Raw genomic sequence first — 20,865 nt, 5'->3', positions numbered from 1 at the left:
AGAGCCTTTATTCATGGGTTAACCGCGAGCGTAAAAGTGCCGATAGCGGTTTCACCAGCGGAATCGGTCACCCGAAGCTGGAGCAGATAGGTACCTGTTGTAGTAGGTTTGCCCGAAACTGTTTTTTTGACTGAGTCAAGGTGCAACCAACTGGGCAAGGGGGTGCTATCGGCCATCTCCAGCCGGTAGGTCAGCCGCTCTTGAGTGTCATCGTCAACGAACGCATCGGCTGGGATAGTCAAAACAAAGTCTTTTCCGACCCTTACTACCTGATTCGTCAGGGACTTTTTCAGGTAAGGGGCGTAGTTGGTCTGTTTCAAACGCTTCAACAAGCGATCAAACCGTATCCAATACAGCTTACAATCTTTTTCGCTCGTCCCCTTTGTATAAATCAGGTACTTATTGTCAGGGGTAACGGTCTGCCCAAACCGATGGGCCAGGCCATCATTGATTGCGGGACCAAGACTTTTTGGATTAGTCCAGGTTTTGTCCGCCTTTCGAAAGCTGATGTATAACTCGCTGTCAAACGTGGGCGTTTCGTTGGCGCTCAAGATGAGATAAGACTCGTCGGGCGCAATATAAAAGTCGCCTTCGAACCCATTTGTGTTTACGGGAATACCCAGGCTTTGTATAACGGTGTCTGTTTTTGACATAGTCAACGTGCAGATGTCATAGGTTGTAAAATCAGCTTTACTTCCCTGATGACCATTACTGCCTACGTAAAAAACACCACTATTGGTCGGTTTAAAATTATAGAGGCCATACGGTTTACCAAGCCATACAACTGGGGTGTGCCAGTCCCCATTCGTTTTCAGAGCACGCCATACCTGGCTGGCCCGCCCTCCAGCATAGAGGATGTTTTCGTCAGGCGAAAGAGTAGGGCTGTTCAGCGTTTCGGCGATCAGAATCGGTTGGCTCCAACGATGGCCGTCGAACACTCGTTTCTTGATGCCTGAGTTAACCCGGCTAGTCCAGCTTTGTGCATAGCCATAATAAAACTCCCGGCCATTTTTAGAAAACACGACTGACCCCATAACAATCCCCGAATCAACCAGCATGGCAGGCGCAAAGGGTTGAGGTAATTCGGAGGGAGGAGTTTGCCCAAAATAGGCATTGGCACTAGTCCAAAAAGTAGACTTAGCCGTTTGACCTATAAGTTTACCGGGCGTGCTCAAAAGAATGGTCAGAAAAATCACCTTTTTCATGCGTCATTAGAATAAGCCATACGGCTACTGTTTGCTTTATTTTGCTTAATTTCCTGTAAACGTAGCGGCAAAGGCACTGGCTGGGCAATTCATTTGTCGTTCAAGATTTTTCATGTTGTATCACATTGATTAGCAATGACTTCAGAGAACCTTGATTTGCGCCAATGCAAACAATTAATTGAGCAGAAACTCAATTGGGGAACGAGTGATTCCTGGACCAGCGCCGATTTTGAGCAGCTACAGCAACGGGTTCTTGACGAAACGGGCATTTCACTCAGTGCCAGTACGCTCCGGCGTATTTGGGGGCGAGTCGATTACGGACACGTACCAAGTCATACGACGCTGAACACGTTGGCCCGGTTTGCCGGCCATACCGACTGGCGCGAATTTGTTCGGGCACAGAGCTGTCGTTCTTTGCCTATAAATCAGGCTGAATCGGAAGCTGAACCGTCGTTAGCTAAGGGTGTTGACTGGTGGTGGTTCGGGTGGGGTATGGGTGTACTAGTCGTTGTGGGTTTAATCACCTTCGTTGCGGTTGATCGAACCCCTACTCCGTCGTCTGTGGGTTTGTACCGTTTCGCTAGCAAACCGCTTACCCGCACCCTACCGAATTCTGTGATCTTTACCTACGATGCCTCAGCTGCCCCAACGGATTCGGTTTACATTCAGCAGTCGTGGAATCCCAGGCGAAGAGAAGTTGTCAGTAGAGCAGGCCATACACACACATCTATTTATTACGAACCCGGCTTTTACCAGGCCAAGCTGGTAGTTGGTGACCGGGTGGTGAAGCAACATCCGCTCTTGATTCCAACCGATGGCTGGCTGGGGACTATTTCGACCAGGCAGGTACCGATTTATCTCAAACCAACTGAATATGTAGAGCCAGGGCAACTGAGACTGCCATCTTCGACCATTCAACAACTGAATGTGTCACTCCAACCCCAGCCTCCCTTAGTGCGATTTTCCAACGTTGGCAATTTTGAGCCAGTGTCGGTCCAGAATTTCTCGTTTAGCAACGATGTTAAGAGTGAGTATGGTGAGGGGGCAGCCGCCTGCCAACTGTCGTGGATTGTCTTAATTACTACTGATATGCCGATTGTCATACCGCTTGGCGCAAAGGGGTGCGTGTCGGAATTGTCGCTGCTGGATGGTACCCGGATGGTGTCGGGAAAGCATACCGATTTATCGTCCTTCGGTGTCGACTTCACGAACTGGGTGCACGTGAATTGTAAGAGCAACGGCAAAAAACTCGTCATTTCAATCAACGAGAAGGTGGCATATACCTCGATGCTTCCTGCGCAACCTGTAAATATTGTTGGGCTCTCGTACTGGTTTAGAGGAACCGGGGCTGTAAAAAACGTGCGATTACAGGAGAAGGACAAACTGGTATTTGGAGCGTTTTAAAGCTTATGCTGTTGGCGTTCCACCCTACCCTGCTCCTCATAAACGGGCTCTTATGCCCCTTGTGGGTATACATACAGTCAGTAATCGAAGTCGGCATTAGAACATGCTGGCCCGAACACGCAGTTTATCAGGATTGCGCACGTACAAAAGGCGTGTGATTTGGGTAGCATTCCAGCCGATATAAGTCATCGAGTCCAGATCACCGGTTTGCTGGTCAAAAATAAGGGAGCCAGGTTGCCCGTTGATAAAAGCTGGTCGGTGGATAAACTCATTCCGCTGATTATCTGGCAACTGCATGACACCTAATAAAAATTTAAGCACCTTTTGAAGGCCAAACAAAGGCTTGAGGCCAGCGGCACGTTTGCCTCCGCCATCACTGAATAATTCGATATCTGATCGAAGTAACTGGTTGAGCGCAGCACGATCCTGATGTTGTAAAGCGACCAGAAACGCTTGCGTAAGAGCTCCTTGAGTAGCAGGCTCTACCACTTGAGGTGTTCGACAGGCAAGTTTTTCACGCGCCCGGTGCAACAGCTGACGACAGTTGTCAGCTGTTGCACCGGTGAGTTCAGCAATACTGCGGTAGTTCTCCGAAAAGCTTTCCCGCAGGATAAATACCGCCCGTTCAAGGGGATTGAGTCGTTCCAATAGGAACAAAAGACCGTATTCGAGCGTCGGAGGCTGATCTGCATCTAGCGTAATATAAGGTTCGGGGAGCCAGGGACCTGTGTAGCTTTCCCGCTGCTTCTTTAGCTCCTGGAGCCGGTCAATACTTTTGTTGACCGTCATGCGTCCCAAGTAAGCTTTTGGATCCTTGACGCTCTCAACCGACATCCATTTTTCGTACACGTCCTGAACGATGTCTTCTGCTTCTTCGATCATACCTAACATACCGTAAGCAATCCCAAACAGGTAAGGACGAAGATGAAGGATTTGGGTTGTGATCTCCATAAGCCGTTTAACAGAAGGGTAGTAAAGCTAACCTTTTAGTTTAGTTACACTGTAGCAGCTACCTCCGTAGCGTCGGCAATAACTTTCTTCTGCGCTATATCGCAGATCATGTCGGAGTGAATATTGAGGCCAATATTACCTATGTTATAGTAAAATTCGGAGGCAATAATCCAGACAATCTCGCAGATTGAGCGTTCGTCGTAATGCTGGGCCAGTTTGTCAAACAACTCGGCTTCCATCTGGCGGTCCCGGGTGAGCCGGGTAACAAAATCGAGCAACACCTTTTCCTTTTCCGAAAAGAGTGGGCTGCGAGCGTAGTCAGACAGAGCATCAAACTTAGCCTGATTCATGGCAGCCATGATGGTATAAGCTCGGCCAATATCGATGCAGAAAAGGCATACATTCAGTTGGGCCACCCGCTCTCGCACGAGCATGACCGTTTCAGCCGGCAGTTTGAGCTTTTTGTCGAGCTGGCCGATTTTGCCGGAAAACGAGCCAAAGGCAACTGGGAGCCGGACGGCCATAACTTTCAGCGGGGTAATAACCTTACCGAAACGTTTACGGGTGAAAAAGTAGAGCAGTTTCCAGAGTAAGCTTTTAGGCTTTTCAATGGGCGTCAGAAACGGAGTATCCATTTGTATTAGCGTTTTAAGCTAAGACCGGATACTAGTGGTTTTGTGACAAGACGGACCTAGTTTTTATTAGCCTCTGGGCTCCATTGACTTTTATAAAGACAGTGACTGAAAAAAGCGAATATACCCTCCGAAGATTCTTATCTTTTGGAATAATTGAAAGTATAGTTTTGACCGGCTATATTTCTATTCAGTTGGTTTATAGGGGATTCCCTTCCGTCTTAAGTAGTCTCTTATAAAAGGTCCGGTTAGACTATGAACATCTACACGAGCGCTCCTCGGTCTCAATTTGGGGAGCTCACTCCGTGACTGAGGGTTAATGGCGGTTGTATTCACCCAGCCTCTCCAGGTGGTGGCCCAACGCTAGTGCCTATATACACTTGGCCAGTTGAGCTGCTTTCTTAATACGGGACGGACGGTTAGTCGCCGGAAGTCTGAATTACTCATTCCGGGTAAGTCTAATGAACAAACCCGTGCCACGAGCATAAACCCCCATGTTGGCGGCTGCGCGACCGTCATTTGGATAGGGCAAAATCAACCGCTGCTTGACAATGGATGGCAATGGTATCAAAAATTGGCAGACTGCAATCTGTTGGTTTAAGCAGTATGGACAATTCAGCGCTGCCAAAGACAATTCCCTCGGCTCCCCTACCTTTTAGTTTGTCAATAATTTCGATATATCTGTGTTTTGTGTCGTCGTTGAAAAGGCCTTTTGTCAACTCGTTAAAAATTGAAGCATGAATATACTCTTTATCCGCTTCGTCGGGCAAAATGGTGTTAATCCCAAACTGTGAAAGACGACTGCTAAAAAAAGGGTGTTCCATGGTAAATTTTGTTCCCAAAAGAGCAACCTTATTAATTTTTTGGCGAACAAGTTCTTTGGCTGTTTCCTCGGCACTGTGCAGCAAAGGAATGTTTATTTTCTGGCTAATCGTGTCAGCAACTAAGTGAACGGTGTTGGCGCACAGTACAATGCAGTCAGCACCTGTATTCTCAAGTTGGATGGCAATCCCTGACAACATCTTTTCAATGGCGTCCCAATCGCCCGCTTCTTGTAGTAGTCTGACTTCTTCAAAGTCCACCGAAAACAGAAGGAGTTGAGAGGAATGGGCGTTGCCAAGCCGTTGATTGGTGAGTTGATTGAGTGTTGTATAGTAAACGGATGTGGCATACCAACTAAGCCCACCAATTAGTCCTACTGTTTTCATACGTTAGTTGATTAGTAGCATCAAGCCAAAATTTGTTTTAAGTAGCCGCCAACGACTGCTGACGAGGAACCCATCATTTAGTACGAATGAATAGACTTAACCATTACACACTCATTTAGTTGGGTTGCCACTTTCCTAATTTTACGTCTTCATGGCTGGATAAAGTTATGTCAACTATTTTCGATCGCCCATTAGTTGCTTAAAGCAACTAATGGGCGATCTGCTACCATGAGAGAAAACATAAAACAAATCCGGTACTTCAACCGATTCTATACGGCCCACCTTGGCCTTTTAAATCACCCTATTTTAGAGAGTGACTATTCCCTGTCAGAAGTACGGGTATTATATGAAATTGGCGAAGCCAACCAGGTCACTGCTCAGCAATTAAGCGAACGCCTGAAACTGGATAAGGGCTACTTAAGCAGACTAATCAAGTTGTTAACCAAGCAGGGAATCCTGCTAAAAGTGCCTTCATCATCAGATGGTCGAGCTTTGCAAATAAGCCTGTCAGATGCAGGACGCTCGTTGTTAAAGCGGCTTCAAGTCAAGTCGGATGAGCAGATCGAAGGCTTTCTTGGTCGATTAAGCCCTGCAGAAGGAACGATGCTGGTAAACGCCATAAAAACGTAGAGGATTTATTATCAACCGAGTATACTAGTCAGCTACTCGCGCAACAGGTTGTCTATCGAGAAGGCTTGAAACCAGGTGACATTGGCTACTTGATTTATCTGCATGGGGTGTTGTATGCGCAGGAGGAAGGCTATTCCCAGGAATTTGAAGGCTATGTGGTGAAGACGTTTTATGATTTTCCAGCCCATTATAATCCTCAGAAAGACAAGATATGGCTGGCTATGTACCAGGATCAAATTATTGGCTGTATTGCCATTCAAGCCAGGCCGCAAAATGAAGCGCAACTGCGGTGGTTCCTGGTCCACCCTGTTTTCAGAGGTACCGGCATTGGTAGACGGCTATTAAAGACGGCCCTTGCTTATAATAAAGAAGAGGTATTTGATCGGGTTTATTTGTTGACCACGGATGTTCAGCAAAAAGCCGTATCCATGTATAAGAAAGCCGGTTCTGAACTGAGTTCATCCATTGAAGTGAATCAATGGGGTAAGGTGTTGCACGAAGAACGGTACGGTTTGCAGGTAAGCCAGGCGTCGGTAGGCTAACTTATTTAGCCCTTTTGTATATACTACCCATATGGCAGCGGCCCGGCAATGGGTTGGAGAAAACACGTTAAACGTTTACAAAAGCCATTTCAACCATACATAAAACAAACAAATCAGTTGCGTTGATTTAAACAACAAGCTGTGTTTCCTATAGAATACCCGAGCGGAGGCTACGGAATGGTCAATAGTTTATCGACCTAGCTACTACTAGCGGCCCTGGGCTACGTTGGCCATACCGCAGTAAGAGAGCGAGTTTGGAATCGCACCGCTTTTTGCCCGCTATTTTCTCTGCATGAGCTCGCACGACGCTTGTTTAGGCCAGGGCCTTTTCGCGCGCGAGCCGTTGGTACTTCGCAACGGCCGCACCTTTCCCAGCCTGAATTTCTTCCAGCAAATCAGGCTCGACGACAGTGGGGCAATGTTTAGTTCCCCCCAGAAGGAGCTCAATAATAATAGGGACCGTTTCAACACCTTTTTCTGTCAGGCGGCAGGTGAACTTCGATTTCTTATCAGAAGCCACCGCCTTGGTTAAGAGGCCTTACGACTCCAGGACGGCCAGGCGGTTGGCCAGCACGTTAGTCGTTATCTTTTCCGCTGACTGCAGGAACTGGCCCTATGTAGACTTGCCAGCGAACACCATGTCCTGCAAAATGAGTAGACTCCATTTATCCCCCAGCACGTCAAGTGATGTGCTGACAGGACAAGTAGAGCGCTGCTTTAGCTCTTTCATAGAAAATGATTTATTTTACTTGCATTTTGCAAGTATTTTTTCTTACCTTTGAACTTGCATTTTGCAAGTAAATATACACTGATTTTTTCTTATTTACCATGATCCTAGTAACTGGAGCCACCGGTGGGTTAGGCCACCAAACTATCGACTTTTTACTCACCACCACCCCGGCCGCAGAAATCGCAGCCCTGGTGCGCGATCTCAACAAAGCCACTGACCTGGTGAAGCAGGGCGTTGATGTCCGACAAGCCGACTACGTTGACTACCCCGGCCTGGTACAAGCCTTTCAGGGTATTGAAAAGGTGCTGCTGGTTTCTGCCGTGGCCTTTACCGACCGGGTGCGCCAGCACCAAAACGTCATCGATGCCGCTAAGGAAGCCGGGGTGAAGCACCTTTTTTACACCAGCATCCAGCGCAGTACAAATTTTGTGATGCCGGAAGTCACAGAAAGCGACCTGGCCACGGAAGCTTACCTCAAAGCGTCCGGTCTTACATACACCATTCTCAAAAACGGCTACTATTTTGAAGGCCTTAGCTACCTGATTGGCAGCGAGGTGCCAGACACCGAAATACGTTTCCCGGCGGGAGAAGGCAAGATCGCTTTCGTTAAGCGGACCGAACTGGCCGCAGCCACGGCCGCCCTGTTGACCAGCGAAGGGCATGAGAACCAGGAGTATACTCTGTCGGGGAGCGAAGCCTATTCGTTTGATGATATCGCCCGGGAACTCTCCACGTTAGCGGGTCGGCTCATCGCTTATAAAAGCAGCGAGATGGCACCCTATATCGCGCAGAAAGTAGCCGCTGGCTTCCCCGAGGTGGTCGCCAACTTCTTTGCTCAGTGGGGTGCTGCCACCCAACACGGCATGCTGGCCGGGACCCACGATACCGTCGAGCGTCTGCTGGGCCGTAAGCCAACCTCACTGCGGGAATATCTGGAAACGACTTATTTCCCGGGTGCCTAACCGCTTCTGGCGCTGGCCGATACTCTCCTGCCTACAGACCGGGCAAGTGACTTCCCACAGGAAGTCACTTGCCCGGTCTGGCCATCCCTAGTTGTTTACCGCTTCCAGGCCACCAAGCCCATCCCTCCCTCAAGACCCTTACCATGCCCCAGGTTGACCCTATCGGTAAAGGCGCTGGCCGCGACGATTGTACAAGCGGGTAACCGCATCATCCTCCACAATGGGCAACGGCCCAACCCGCTTACCGGCTCTGTTGCCAAGCTTGGCTCGTTGGTTGGGCAAGTACCGTCGCCAAGGCGGCTCATGTCGAGGTGGTACTCCAATCTCTGCAGTGGGCTAACATCGGCCAGGCCCTGCAAGGTCTGCCCAACTTAGGTAACTATCCATGCAATGGCTCAAGTCTTTGGGCACCGATCTTACGACATTTATAGCTGAAGGCTTCTACGCATCTGAAGGTGTAAATGAATAATGTGTCTCAGGAAGAGGAGCCTTTGCTGAGACGAAGGTTTTCACTATTTGTCCAGTTATATCAGAAGTATCCGACGCGGAGCGCCTTTCACAAATCTTCTCAAAAGGACGCTCATACCGGACACGGTTAGGTCTATAAGATGCACCCGCCATTTATGCATGACAAAACAGCTTGAAATTGTAGTGTACAAAGTCATGTTAAAATGCGCAACTAGTGCATGGCCTAATCAACGCTTGCCCTAATTTACGGGTATAGCCAACCCCTTAACTTAAGAGCTATCAGAAAGACGTCCATTACAAGGCGCAGCTTCATGCCCGCTCCCTCCTCCCAAGAAGGAGCCTATTTTGAGAATTGGTCAAACGTCGATTTCTTACTCCGATGCTAAGCGCGCCTTTTTCTCAATGATTAGTTGGGGGAGTAAATCGGGCAGTAGGCTCAAATTCACGGGTTTAACCAGATGAGCATCAAAGCCCGTTTCTCGGACCCGCTTTCGATCTTCCTCCTGCCCATAGCCCGTCAGGGCAATGACCAGCACATCACCACTACCGGGCTGCTCACGCAACCGCTCACAGGTTTCGTAGCCATCCATGCCGGGCATACTAATGTCGAGCAGAACGGCGTCTGGCTGCCAGGATTGACTTATCGTCAACGCTTGTGGACCACTTTGAGCGCTCTCAACGGCAAACCCCTTTAGTCGTAGCGACATACTCAGGATCAGCGTGGCATCGACATTGTCATCGACCACTAAGATACGACAGTCCGCGTTTGCAGGAACAGAGTCAATTCTCATAGTGAGCTAGTAATTAAAGCTGGTAGATAAACCACAAACTCACTGCCTTGTTCGAGCCCTGGACTATGGGCCTCGACCTGACTACCGTGCAGATGGACCAGTTGTTGCACCAAGGCCAGCTCCAGACCCAAGCCACCATGCGAACGGGCGAGCGAGTGATCGATCTGCACGAACCGTTCGAATAACGTTCCCAATTGATCGGCGGCCAACCCAATGCCGTTGTCAACACCCCGCACGATTGCCTGCTGGCCAGACTGCTCCAGGGTGAGCCAAATCTGGCCTCCCTCGTGGGTATAGCGTAAGCCGTTGGTCAGCAAGTTGACCACCACCTGATGGAGCCGAGTTGCGTCACCGGCCAAATAGACTGGATACTCAGCCAACTGGACACGCAGCTGCCGACCCGCGTTCGCATAACAGCGGCTGCATCACTTCAACCGCCTGAGCGACCCGTTTCGGGACGTGGCGGCTACGACGAGTCCTTTAGCCAGTGGCAATTTAACGAGGGCTAAGCCCATCCCTTTCGAGGCCCCGGTGATAAACCAGACGGTTGTTTTTTTCTCGCTTTCCATGCTATTGTTGCCTTGCGTATGACAGCGGCAAAAATAGCAGGAGACACGGCGAGTTAGGCTAAGAAGTATCCGAGTTGATATTGGCTGAGACGATTATTTTCAATAGCTCTCAACCCTAGTTCGTCGTTCCGTATTTTATTTTTTTTTGGGAAGCGTTGTTGAATGAAGTAGTGTTAGTTTCCACTGGCCTTCATTTTTAGTTAAGACGGCACTCTCTAACCAATTGATGGTTCCTTTTCTAGCATTCAGTTCCATATCGGCTTGGTTAAAATAAACCACCCAAGCACTGGTTCCTTTTATAACTATTTTCTTGAAGTCGATTTTGTTGATGCGCCTGGCCCCTTGACCAAAATAAGGCTTTATCTTAGCCTCCAAGGTATCCAATGACCAGATTTCTCCACTCTCTAACAATGTAAAGTCTGTTCGGCAGTAACTTCTCAAAGAAGGTATATCCTCATCAGATAAAGCCTGAAAAAAGCCATTTATAACCTGCTTCACGTTCTGTTCGTCTGTTTTACTTTGTCCATAGAGTGGACTAAAAGCAACGGCTGTTAATAAGATTATTACAGATAATAATTTCATAGCGATTTAAATAAATTAACAAGTTTTAGTCAAAAAACACTAACTATCAATTGCATCTTTTTAAAGGTATTCCTAGTACTAGTTTTAGATGGTGCAAAAAATTGTTAGGACAATAAAAGATAATATGGGCAAATAAGCCAGTGTTCAGAACGCTGTTTCGTTAGCGCTAATTTAACCGCCTGGTACAAGTCTCCAACTATATCTGATTGGTAAGTGGCGAAGCGATTCTGATGAATAAATGGTACAGCAAATCAAGCCTGGATAAACTATGTCGTCTTCGGCAGGAGGCTTTTTTGAAAATTGCTCGATTAAATCCAATTTTGGCTGGCTTGAAAGCAGCCGGCTTGACCCTATAACCCAACTCCTGATGAGTGACCCCTTGATTGCGCTGATTGAGACAATACGGCAAATCGTACCACTCAGTGAAACAGATACTACACTGATCAAGAGCGTCTTTCAGCCTTACCGGCTGAAAAAAGGCGAGTATTTTGTTCAACAAGGGCAGGTTTGCCAACACGTTGGCTTTATTCATACCGGCTTAGTGCGGTATTTTGTCAATCAGGACGGCGACGAAAAAATTTATGACTTCGGCTTGGAAAATGACTTTGTCTGTGACTATGAAAGCTTTCTGCCCCAACGGCCCTGCCGACGAACTATTCAAGCCATTGAGGAGTCAGACTTACTGGTTATTTCATTATCTAATCTGCAACGGTTGTTTGCCCAATTGACCCATGGGGAACGATTTGGCCGGGTTGCTATTGAACAGATTTTTGTCAAAACCATTGGGCAACTGGTCTCCCTCTATACTGACGCTCCCGAGTTGCGTTATCAAGCCTTTCTTGAGAACTATCCTACCCTTTCAACCCGCATTACCCAGTATCATATTGCCTCCTACGTGGGGGTCAAACCCCAGTCTCTAAGCCGCATCCGGGCGCGATGGGCTGGTAAGCACTACAGCCGTCTTTCTTCACCTGAGTGAATGCAGAGCTTGGGCTGGCTCCTGAATTTTGTGCTGTACTTATAAACGCACAAGATCATGACAACGCAACAGATTCCTACCCCCCTCCGGTTGATCAGCTTACTCATTGGTGTAGGCATGCTTTTCATCGGCGCTCGTTTTTTGCTGGCTCCCGAAGTAGCGGAAGCTGGATTCGGCCTTCGTTACAACCAGCCTAACTACGCATTTCATTCTATCAAGGGCATCCGGGACATCTTCTCAGGCTTAATTGTAGTGCTGTTCGCTTGGCATCAATACCGTAAACCCTTGTTTCTTACCTTGCTGGCCGGCTCTATCATTCCTTTGGCGGATATGCTCATTGTTTGGAATACTCCCGGCAGTGATCTGTGGGCCATGCTCATTCATGGTAGTACGGTCATTACCCTATGGCTACTGTGTTATTTTTTAGGTAAGTCAACACCAGAAACTACCGCAGGCCCGTCGGGCAATACCAACGCTTACGTAAAACGAATTTCGTCAGTAACCGAAGGCGGCATTAGTGTACTCGAATTTAGGATCCTGCCCGGCGAACGTACGCCCTGGCACTACCATGAATTATTCTCCGAAACCTTCGAGGTACTGAATGGCGAGTTAATCGTTGGGCGGGGTGATCAAACGCTCACTCTACAGGCCGGTCAGACGGCCACCATCCAGCGGGGGCAAACGCATTTTTTCCACAATACGTCCGATCAGCAATGCCTGATTCGGGTAACGGTTTCGCCAGGAAACCTGGGTTTTGAGCAAGCCCTGCTCATCGCCAAAGGACTGGCCAAAGATGGGTTAGCCAGTGAAAGCGGGACCCCAAAAAGCCTGTCTGATTTGGCCTTATTTACTCATTTGAACGACTCGCACATGGTAGGCTTACAAAGGATCGCCCAACCCCTGTTCAGTTTTCTGGCCACTCGTGCCATCAAAGGAGGAAGACTGGCCTACTTAATCCAGAAATACGCTACTCATGCCGTCATAGAATGATTGAAATGATAGTAGATGGGTTTGCCTCTGGGCTCTAGTGTAGGCGAGGTTACCAAGTATCAAGGCGCTATGCATTTGTCCCTGATAACTTGTTGAAGCATCAAAACCAGTCATCACTGCTGCTATTTAGCCATTCCTCCTATAGCCTTCATTATTGATTACAAGCAGAACGAAGCATCAACTAACTAGTCAGACGTTATGCCCTGAGAGCTCCCATTTGAGAAGCGAATGAATTAATCCTACTTCGTCTTAATCGGGAGCGCTTGTGAAAATCCTTTATTTGGATAGATTAGTGATCAAGCAATCTCTTATCCACGCAATTTGATCCTACTAATCCCATCCTCCTGTTCTGCATCAGAGGCATTGAGAGAGAAGCACAAAGTTAAGAGCAGGCAAAGAGTCTTTTCTTACAGGCCTGGAGCTTGGCTTTTTAACCAGGATACACCTTGTAAAAAATTTCTCCGGATGATGTCCTATTCTGATCATCTCGTTTGTCTGTAACCTATAAACCAGTTCTCCGGTAACAGGGGTGAGCTGAATCAATCACTTAGCGCTTACTACTATGACACCAGTAACCCTTACCCCTCATCTATTCTTTGGCGGAAATTGTCAGCAAGCCATGGAATTTTATCAGACTACATTTGGCGGTGAGTTGACACTGACTACCTTCGGGCAGGGGCCGGCCGGTGCCCATAAAGATCCCAATGCCAATAGTGATGTCATGAAAACAAAGATCATGTTTGCCAAACTAACCGGCGATATCATTCTGACAGCAAGTGACAACCCTCATCTTTCAGAAACTAAAAACACAGGGCAATTTGGTTTATCACTGGCAGGCACGGACGAGGCTCAATTAACCAGTTACATGGAAAAGCTAGCGGCTAACGGGCAAATAACGGCCCCGCTGATAAAGCAGTTTTGGGGGGATATCTTTGGCATGGTCACTGATCAGTATGGCATTAGCTGGATGATTACTATACCGGCCAATAGCCGCTAAGCTGATCGAACTCAGGACCCGGATGGACCCGATCTTGCCAAAGAAGACGAATTCATAGTCAATTGTACTGGCGTTTTTAAAGGACGCTATCCGATCAGAAACCCTCAAGTTAATTCCTACCAGGTTAAACCGTTAAAACGAACAGATCATGGACGAGTTTGCACTCATTATGCGGCATGAAGACGGCAAAAAAATTGCCTCGCCGGAACAAATCCAGCAATGGATGAAACAAACTATGGAATGGATTGACGGGATTACAGCCCCAACGGAATTTGTCAGCGGCATTGGCTTACCCTTTGATAAGGCACGGGTGGTGACGACTAAAAATTCCAGAACGCTGATTACTAACGGCCCTTTTGGTGAAATTAAAGAAACTCTGGGCGGACTCATTATTATAAAGGCCAATTCACTTCAGGAAGCGCTGGAGGTGGCAAAAGGTTGCCCCATATTACAAGAGGAGGGCAATAGTGTAGAAGTGCGCCAAATTAGTGAACATTCATCCTCAAACAGTTGATTGCTTCATGAGTTCTCCAGGGCGGTCAACCCACGCAACAAAAACTACCCACTACGCCCCCAATTTCTCTAATAAGTGCTGGCGATTAGGCAGAGGCTTAGCGAACGGGAACGTATTACCATCCCGTTTGTTAAGCCACGTCGATCTATTAAGCGCGTAACGGTCCGATATTGATCGATTTAAGTTTGTGAATGTCTTCTAGTGATGACCCCTGCAGATCTGATCCCCCACTTATTCAGGAGCGAGTTTAGTAAAATTTGCGCGGTCCTCTCCAAAACCGTTGGTGTGGATAACTTAGACTCCATCGAGGACATTGTCAGCGACACCTTTTTGCTGGCCTTAGCGACCTGGCCCTACAAAGGCAAGCCCGAAAATCCCACCGCCTGGCTGTATACGGTGGCTAAAAACAAGACAAAAAATCACCTGAAGCGGCAGGCCTTGTTTCGACAAAAAATTTCAGGCGAACTTCAATTAATAACGTCCACGGTTGATGAATTGCCCATTGATTTTTCGGACCAAAGCATTGTTGATAGCCAGCTACAGCTATTTTTTGCCATCTGCCATCCCTCCATTCCAGTAGAAGCCCAAGTTAGTCTGGCCCTTCGCATTTTGTGTGGGTTTGGCATTGACGAGATTGCTAATGCCCTCTTGAGCACGAAAGAGACAATCCATAAACGGCTCTATCGAGCCAAAGCGAAGTTAAAAGCTGAAAAAGTGACCCTCCAACTTCCCCCGGAGAGCCAAATCGAAAGTAGGCTGGAAACAGTTTTAACGACCCTTTATCTGTTGTATAACGAGGGGTATTATTCTGAAAGTCAAGACGCGATTCTCCGCCTAGAGCTTTGCCAGGAAGCCATGCGCCTAACTAATTCATTAATCGCCACTCCTAGGACAAGCCTGCCTGCCGTAAAAGCCCTCTACGCCCTGATGTGCTTTCATGGCTCCCGATTTGCCGCCCGAAAGACAGAAACCGGTCAATTCATTCTACTGCAGGATCAGGACCCCACTCGGTGGGACGATGAATTGATAAGCCGAGGGGCGTATTATTTACATGAGGCCTCCCAGGGCGAATCGGTTTCCAGATTTCATCTGGAAGCCAGCATTGCTTATTGGCACACGCTCAAAGAGGATACCCCCGAAAAATGGAAACATATACTTTTCTTATATGACCGCCTGTTGCAACTGGTTTATTCTCCCATAGCGGCTTTAAATCGATTAGTCGCTGTCTCTAAGGTGTATGGTAATCGACAGGCTATTGAGGAGGCAAAGCAGCTAAATCTGTCCACGAATCACTTCTACCATGTGCTGCTGGGCGAACTCTATACGGGTACTGACAACGCAGCTGCTCAGGCGTCTTATCACCAAGCCTTTTTATGGGCAAAAACAGAGACTGACAAACAAACGATTCGTCAAAAATTGAATTCATTTTAAGTGGGTACGCCTTTACTATTTCTTTACCTCACGCGGATGCGTTTTTGTAAGACAGTTGTATATCCAACTACTTAGAGGCCAAAATCCATAGCAGTCTGTAGAAGCAACTTTTACGTTTCGTTAACATTCTTTTACAGGTAATTAACAGACGCCAGGATACAGACTTTTAGTTTTGTGGCCTACTGCAGTGGTTGAAATCCTTGACAAAGGAATGCCTTGAACGGATATGATTTATCAGGAAAAAGATTTATTTTAATTAAACCGACAAAACTATGAAACGAATCATTTATGCTTTGATCTTACCGTTGGTTGTCATAAGCGGACTATTATATGCTAATCGTGAAATTAAAGATGAAGCTTCTAAAAAGTCAATCTCAAAACCACTCTCTGCTGCTGAACGGAAAGCTGCAATGAAAAAATGGGAGGCTACCCCTGATGGGATAAAGTACAAAAAATGGGAAGCGTCTGCTGAAGGCAAAAAAGTGTATGCCGGTGAAGCTAAAATAAGGAAGCATATACGTGCTTTTACCAATATGGACGCTGTTGTAACCTCGCTTTCTCTTCCGCCAGGCTCACGATTAGGTTTCGGAGTGATGGTCAGGATTAGCGGTGACGATTATATTCTTAGTTTTGGGCCAGAAAAGTATGACAAGAATTTTTTGAACGTTAACAATGAATTTCAGCAATTGCATAGCCTGAAAGTTAACGACAAAATAAGTATAAGAAGCCATAATGTATCGCACGCGCCCAAGTATTTATATCCAATAATAGTGGGCGATTATGTCGAACGGGATGGTAAACTAATTTATAAACGTGCCCCTCGCAAAGGCGGTTGCTAAATGAATTATGCATACAAAACAGCCTCCTAAAAGATGGAACAAAAAACACTGACTATAATGGCGATGTATATTATCAGGCTGTATTTCTTACTCGAATAATCAACGAAACAGATAACCTTTTGAATTGACGATTAATTTTTCTTTAGGTTCATTTGAAATTCACCCCAATCGCCACGTAAAAATAATCCTTCCGACACAATGACACGTGATAAAAAGGAATACGTGAGCCGAATAAGTTAAGGGGAATTTTACAGGTGTTGACAACCTGTCCTTCTTTGTTAAGACATTGTGCGCTAGTGGACGGGGTGCTGACAATCCCGCGGCCGTCACTACACGATGCCAAGGTATCAGGCGATGAAGACCCCTCAAATCACCTGGTACCTTGTCGGTTTTTAGCATTGTGTTTCTACTTTTGGCTGACAAGGTAATCCTACCCCCTTGTGCCAGGCTTTCCCATGCTAAAAAACCATTTCTTCCTTGCCGTTTCGCTACTGCTAATTCACTTTTGCTACTCCCCTCAAGGCGTTTATGCCCAGGTTGCCCAGTTGCCAACCCGTTGGACGAAAGCAGCCCTGGCTGCCTCACAACCACTAGCTGAATACCCTCGCCCACAGTTGCAACGGAGCCAGTGGCTATGCCTCAACGGCACCTGGAACTACCAGGGAGGTAAAGCGGTCTCCTCGGCTAATAACCCCGCCAGCCCATTAACTTTCCCAACAACCTCCCAAAAAATACGGGTGCCTTACTGTCCTGAATCAGTGTTGTCGGGTATTCAGCGAAAGCAGGAAATTAATATGTGGTATCAGCGTTCGTTTACCTTGCCCGCTTCCTGGAAGGGCAAGCAGATTTTGTTGCACTTTGGGGCCGTCGATCACCAAGCTACCGTTTTCGTTAACGGTCAGAAAGTGGGCAGCCACGCTGGCGGATATGATGCCTTTTCCTTCGACATAACCGCTTGGCTGGCTCCGGACGCCAACAGCCTGGTGGTGGCCGCTTATGATCCGAATGACGGCCGTACGCCTTCCGGAAAAAACGGTCCCCGGGGTGATTACACGTTTACCTCCGGTATCTGGCAAACCGTATGGCTCGAACCGGTCAACCACGATTACATTCAGGCCATTCGTCTGCTGCCGGATCTTGCGGGCAAGCAGCTCAGGCTGGAGGTCAAGGCCAGTGGGGCGGCCCGAGTTACGGCCGTTGTACTGGAAGGCAAGAAGGAAGTGGCCCGGGTCGAAGGAAGGGCGGGAACGGCTTTCTCTGTGCCCATTACTAATCCGAAGCCCTGGTCGCCAGATTCTCCGTTTCTTTATGATATCAAACTTACCTTGACGGCCCCCAACGGGCGGGTATCGGATGAGGTGATGAGTTATGCTGGCCTGCGTGACGTCAATCTGGGGAAGGTCAATGGCGTCGTTCGACCGTTGCTGAATGGGAAATTTGTCATGCAACTTGGTTTGCTCGATCAGGGCTACTGGCCCGATGGTATTTTGACCGCGCCAACGGAGGAAGCCCTTAAATTCGACATCGAGTATACCAAAAAAGCCGGCTACAATCTCATCCGTAAGCATATGAAAACCGAGCCCCAGCGATTCTATTATTGGGCGGATAAGTTGGGGCTACTGGTTTGGCAGGATATGCCCGCCATCTGGTATCCCGATGAAGACACCCTAGCCACCCGGACCACATTTCGTAACGAATTAAAAGCGATCATAGATGACCATTATAACTCACCGTCCATTATTGCCTGGGTGCCTTTCAATGAAAACTGGGGCGCTTTCGATGTAGCCACTATCACCGACTGGGTCAAGGGGTATGATCCGTCCCGACTGGTCAATGGCAATTCGGGTTTTAATAACAATCCGTCCTATCAAAAAGCATACGGCGATCCCAAAAATGGCGATTTTGTGGATACCCACATTTACGTGGGGCCTAACAAAGCCTCGGAACCCGACGACAAACGGGCGGCATCTCTGGGCGAATTTGGGGGAGTGGGTTTGTTTGTCCGGGGGCACATGTGGCCCGTCGAAAATAATGCGTATGCCTATGAACCGACGAAAACCGCCCTGACCGACCGCTACGTTATGCTGCTTGATCAGGTCGAACAATTGATGCGCTACCGGGGACTAAGCGTAGCGATTTATACGCAAACCACAGACGTTGAGCACGAAGTAAACGGGGTGCTCACCTACGATCGGGAAGTAGAAAAAATGGACACAAATCGAATACGAGCCGTTAATCAGGCCGTGATTCAAGCGGGTTTGACGCCGGCAGGTAAACAAGAGTAGCCCGTGCAGATGCCTATTTTACTCCTTACCCCCTGGTATTGACAGCGCCGAGCAAGCTTAGCCCGAGGCAGAAAGGAGCGTTTTGTGCCATTACTAATATGTATTACCCCGCCTTTTGAACAAAGTATATTACGCCTTTTCAACAAAGCTGTACCTGCTGTTTTACTCGAATTTTGGGTCATCAACCATTAACAGATGACGACAAAAGCAAATTCCGAAAAAACAGTGCTGGTGACCGGTGGATCCGGCTTTATTGCTGTCCATTGCATCCTTCAGTTGTTACAGGCTGGCTACCAGGTACGAACAACGCTGCGGTCCTTAAACCGAGAAGCCGAAGTGAGAGCCATGCTGAACGAAGGCGGTAGTAAGGCCTCTCAGCGATTGACCTTCCACGAGGCTGATCTGTCAGCCGATGCGCCGTGGGATCAAGTGGTGAACAACTGCACCTACGTGCTGCATGTGGCTTCACCGACCCCTATTCGCAACTATAAACATGAGGATGAGATGATCAACCCAGCACGCGAGGGCGTTCTACGCGTCCTTAGGGCCTCCAGAGATGCAGGCGTAAAACGGGTGGTATTGACCTCGGCCATTGGGGCAGTTGTGTACGGCCACCCCCCACAAACGGCACCTTATGACGAAACGAATTGGACCAATCTTGCCGGTAAAGCACCTGCCTACCAGAAATCAAAAACATTGGCCGAACAAGCGGCCTGGGCGTTTATTGAACGAGAAGGCCGCGGGCTGGAACTGTCGGCGGTCAATCCGGTAACCGTTTTGGGTCCAGTATTAGGCCCTGATTATTCGCATTCGATCCATCTAATCAAAAACCTGCTAACGGGTAAAATGCCTGGATGCCCCAAGATTAACTCGGGTTTTGTGGATGTACGCGATGTTGCTGATCTGCACCTGCGGGCCATGACGCATCCGGCGGCTAAGGGTGAGCGTTTCATAGCCACGGCGGGAGAAAGCGTCTGGCTGGTTGAAATCGCCAGAATACTCAAAGCGCATCTGGGTCAGGACGCCAGCAAGGTTAACACCAGAGAACTGCCGAATGCGTTGTTGCGGATTGCCGCCCTGAGAGACCCCATGGTTAAATCGATGATCCCCTTGCTGGGCCGGGTAATGAACACCACTAGTGCCAAGGCCATTCGCCTGCTGGACTGGTCGCCCCGTTCGACCGAAGAGGCCGTGCTGGCAACGGCAGAAAGCTTGATGCGCCTACATTTGCTTGACCAATAAGTACTAGTTTTAGGGAATGGAGATCGCTGAAGTATTTATCGCCTGCAAGAAAGAGATTCACTACAGCCGGGAGTTGGTGCTGCCCCAGCCAGCCTTGGTGCGTGTGATCTCGGGTGAAGTCAGAGTCGTGGCGGCTGAGCGGAGCTATCACTTTTATGCTGGTGATACAGTGCTGTTCCCTCGAAACCAGTTGGGTAAGATGAGCAAACTTCCCCTGGATGGACTGCCTTGCGTCACTATCTCGATGGTGTTTCAGAAGGAACGGTTACAGCACTTCTACGCCCACAACGGGCCTGCTTCAGCCGCCCACCCTGCTGATCAACCCAAACAGTTCCAGCGCCACCCTTTATTGGAAAGCCTGTTCAATTCCTTGTCACCTTATTTTGAACTAGCGGATGCCCTACCAACCGATATTGCTGTTTTTAAGGTTGAAGAAGCGATTCGAGTGCTGCGTGCCATTGATCTGGAAGTAGATGGGCTACTGGGTAATTTTGAGGAGCCAGGTAAGCTGGATCTTGTTGATTTTATGGAGCGGCATTATATGTTCAACCTACCGCTGGCCAAATTCGGTTATTTGACAGGTCGAAGCCTGACTACCTTCAAAAAGGATTTCCACAAAGCGTTTAACAATTCGCCCGGCCGATGGCTCACCCAGAAGCGGCTAGAAATGGCGCACTATCAAATTGTGGAAAAGAAACGAAAGCCCTCAGAGGTGTATCTAGAAGTGGGATTTGAAGACCTTTCCCATTTTTCGTTCGCTTTCAAGAAGACCTTCGGTTATCCGCCTACTCAGTTTCGATTGGCCTAATGAACGTATACAAAGGGCTTTACTTGACGGTTCAACCGCTTGGTTATCTGAGACAATGCGTAAGATTGCTTCGTCTATGGTTGGAGCGTTTTGTGGGAAACTGACT

Annotated in this window: 22 protein-coding genes; 13 read left to right on the top strand and 9 right to left on the bottom strand. The window is 48.1% G+C overall.

Annotated features, from left to right (window positions below):
* Positions 1–11: 11 nt before the first annotated feature.
* Positions 12–1,205, bottom strand: coding sequence for a putative Ig domain-containing protein (locus SD10_RS00935; RefSeq protein WP_046375262.1), 1,194 nt, complete (start codon positions 1,203–1,205; stop codon positions 12–14).
* A 135-nt stretch (positions 1,206–1,340) separates the two neighbouring features.
* On the opposite strand from SD10_RS00935, the gene SD10_RS00930 reads away from it, so the two are divergent.
* The gene (locus tag SD10_RS00930; protein ID WP_046375261.1) at positions 1,341–2,609 is read left to right on the top strand and encodes a hypothetical protein; all 1,269 of its coding nucleotides are present in this window, start codon (positions 1,341–1,343) and stop codon (positions 2,607–2,609) included.
* A 96-nt stretch (positions 2,610–2,705) separates the two neighbouring features.
* On the opposite strand, the gene SD10_RS00925 is transcribed toward SD10_RS00930, so the two are convergent.
* The 3 genes from SD10_RS00925 to SD10_RS00915 all read right to left on the bottom strand — a co-directional run bounded on the left by SD10_RS00925 (position 2,706) and on the right by SD10_RS00915 (position 5,400).
* Positions 2,706–3,560, bottom strand: a complete 855-nt coding sequence (locus SD10_RS00925) for a sigma factor-like helix-turn-helix DNA-binding protein (RefSeq protein ID WP_046375260.1) — start codon at positions 3,558–3,560, stop codon at positions 2,706–2,708.
* 44 nt (positions 3,561–3,604) lie between these two features.
* Positions 3,605–4,195, bottom strand: a complete 591-nt coding sequence (locus SD10_RS00920) for a carboxymuconolactone decarboxylase family protein (RefSeq protein ID WP_046375259.1) — start codon at positions 4,193–4,195, stop codon at positions 3,605–3,607.
* 512 nt (positions 4,196–4,707) lie between these two features.
* Complete coding sequence (locus tag SD10_RS00915) at positions 4,708–5,400, bottom strand: aspartate/glutamate racemase family protein (RefSeq protein WP_046375258.1); 693 nt, start codon at positions 5,398–5,400, stop codon at positions 4,708–4,710.
* Between the two features lie 228 nt (positions 5,401–5,628).
* Here SD10_RS00915 and SD10_RS29925 point away from each other — a divergent pair, with 228 nt between their 5' ends.
* Positions 5,629–6,030: a MarR family winged helix-turn-helix transcriptional regulator gene (locus SD10_RS29925; protein WP_227699106.1), complete on the top strand. Its 402-nt coding sequence runs from the start codon at positions 5,629–5,631 to the stop codon at positions 6,028–6,030.
* 65 nt (positions 6,031–6,095) lie between these two features.
* Positions 6,096–6,572: a GNAT family N-acetyltransferase gene (locus tag SD10_RS29920; RefSeq protein WP_227699105.1), complete on the top strand. Its 477-nt coding sequence runs from the start codon at positions 6,096–6,098 to the stop codon at positions 6,570–6,572.
* Between the two features lie 313 nt (positions 6,573–6,885).
* On the opposite strand, the gene SD10_RS29915 is transcribed toward SD10_RS29920, so the two are convergent.
* Positions 6,886–7,092 carry a hypothetical protein gene (locus SD10_RS29915; RefSeq protein ID WP_227699104.1) on the bottom strand — a complete coding sequence of 69 codons (207 nt, stop codon included), beginning with the start codon at positions 7,090–7,092 and terminating at the stop codon, positions 6,886–6,888.
* Between the two features lie 308 nt (positions 7,093–7,400).
* On the opposite strand from SD10_RS29915, the gene SD10_RS00900 reads away from it, so the two are divergent.
* Entirely contained in the window at positions 7,401–8,264 is an 864-nt protein-coding gene (locus tag SD10_RS00900; RefSeq protein WP_046375257.1) for an SDR family oxidoreductase, read from the top strand.
* 839 nt (positions 8,265–9,103) lie between these two features.
* Here SD10_RS00900 and SD10_RS28500 read toward each other — a convergent pair.
* From SD10_RS28500 to SD10_RS28490, 4 genes are all read right to left on the bottom strand, one after another.
* Positions 9,104–9,523 (bottom strand): response regulator, encoded by a 420-nt coding sequence (locus SD10_RS28500; protein WP_082111479.1) that lies wholly within the window; start codon positions 9,521–9,523, stop codon positions 9,104–9,106.
* Entirely contained in the window at positions 9,520–9,903 is a 384-nt protein-coding gene (locus SD10_RS28495) for a sensor histidine kinase (RefSeq protein ID WP_158500531.1), read from the bottom strand. Before SD10_RS28495 ends, SD10_RS28500 begins: the two co-directional genes overlap by 4 nt.
* 45 nt (positions 9,904–9,948) lie before the next feature.
* Positions 9,949–10,092, bottom strand: a complete 144-nt coding sequence (locus SD10_RS29290) for a hypothetical protein (RefSeq protein ID WP_316933123.1) — start codon at positions 10,090–10,092, stop codon at positions 9,949–9,951.
* Positions 10,093–10,227: 135 nt separating this feature from the next.
* A complete protein-coding gene (locus tag SD10_RS28490) occupies positions 10,228–10,674 on the bottom strand; it encodes a nuclear transport factor 2 family protein (RefSeq protein WP_052731027.1) in 447 nt (148 codons plus the stop codon).
* Between the two features lie 367 nt (positions 10,675–11,041).
* On the opposite strand from SD10_RS28490, the gene SD10_RS00885 reads away from it, so the two are divergent.
* The 9 genes from SD10_RS00885 to SD10_RS00840 all read left to right on the top strand — a co-directional run bounded on the left by SD10_RS00885 (position 11,042) and on the right by SD10_RS00840 (position 20,759).
* Positions 11,042–11,653, top strand: coding sequence for a Crp/Fnr family transcriptional regulator (locus SD10_RS00885; protein WP_046578886.1), 612 nt, complete (start codon positions 11,042–11,044; stop codon positions 11,651–11,653).
* A 57-nt stretch (positions 11,654–11,710) separates the two neighbouring features.
* Entirely contained in the window at positions 11,711–12,643 is a 933-nt protein-coding gene (locus SD10_RS28485) for a DUF4267 domain-containing protein (protein ID WP_052731026.1), read from the top strand.
* A 562-nt stretch (positions 12,644–13,205) separates the two neighbouring features.
* The gene (locus SD10_RS00870; RefSeq protein ID WP_046375256.1) at positions 13,206–13,640 is read left to right on the top strand and encodes a VOC family protein; all 435 of its coding nucleotides are present in this window, start codon (positions 13,206–13,208) and stop codon (positions 13,638–13,640) included.
* A gap of 148 nt (positions 13,641–13,788) precedes the next feature.
* On the top strand, positions 13,789–14,154 hold the full coding sequence (locus SD10_RS00865) for a YciI family protein (RefSeq protein ID WP_046375255.1): 366 nt from the start codon (positions 13,789–13,791) through the stop codon (positions 14,152–14,154).
* Positions 14,155–14,358: 204 nt separating this feature from the next.
* Complete coding sequence (locus SD10_RS00860; protein ID WP_046375254.1) at positions 14,359–15,585, top strand: RNA polymerase sigma factor; 1,227 nt, start codon at positions 14,359–14,361, stop codon at positions 15,583–15,585.
* Positions 15,586–15,857: 272 nt separating this feature from the next.
* On the top strand, positions 15,858–16,424 hold the full coding sequence (locus SD10_RS00855) for a hypothetical protein (RefSeq protein WP_046375253.1): 567 nt from the start codon (positions 15,858–15,860) through the stop codon (positions 16,422–16,424).
* A gap of 455 nt (positions 16,425–16,879) precedes the next feature.
* The gene (locus SD10_RS00850) at positions 16,880–18,709 is read left to right on the top strand and encodes a glycoside hydrolase family 2 protein (RefSeq protein ID WP_082111477.1); all 1,830 of its coding nucleotides are present in this window, start codon (positions 16,880–16,882) and stop codon (positions 18,707–18,709) included.
* Between the two features lie 195 nt (positions 18,710–18,904).
* The gene (locus SD10_RS00845) at positions 18,905–19,951 is read left to right on the top strand and encodes an SDR family oxidoreductase (protein ID WP_046375252.1); all 1,047 of its coding nucleotides are present in this window, start codon (positions 18,905–18,907) and stop codon (positions 19,949–19,951) included.
* Positions 19,952–19,967: 16 nt separating this feature from the next.
* Positions 19,968–20,759 (top strand): helix-turn-helix domain-containing protein, encoded by a 792-nt coding sequence (locus SD10_RS00840; RefSeq protein ID WP_046375251.1) that lies wholly within the window; start codon positions 19,968–19,970, stop codon positions 20,757–20,759.
* Positions 20,760–20,865: the final 106 nt, after the last annotated feature.

It is taken from the genome of Spirosoma radiotolerans (genome assembly GCF_000974425.1).
Taxonomy (GTDB): Bacteria; Bacteroidota; Bacteroidia; order Cytophagales; family Spirosomataceae; genus Spirosoma; species Spirosoma radiotolerans.
This window is presented reverse-complemented; position numbering and strand designations above follow the sequence as displayed.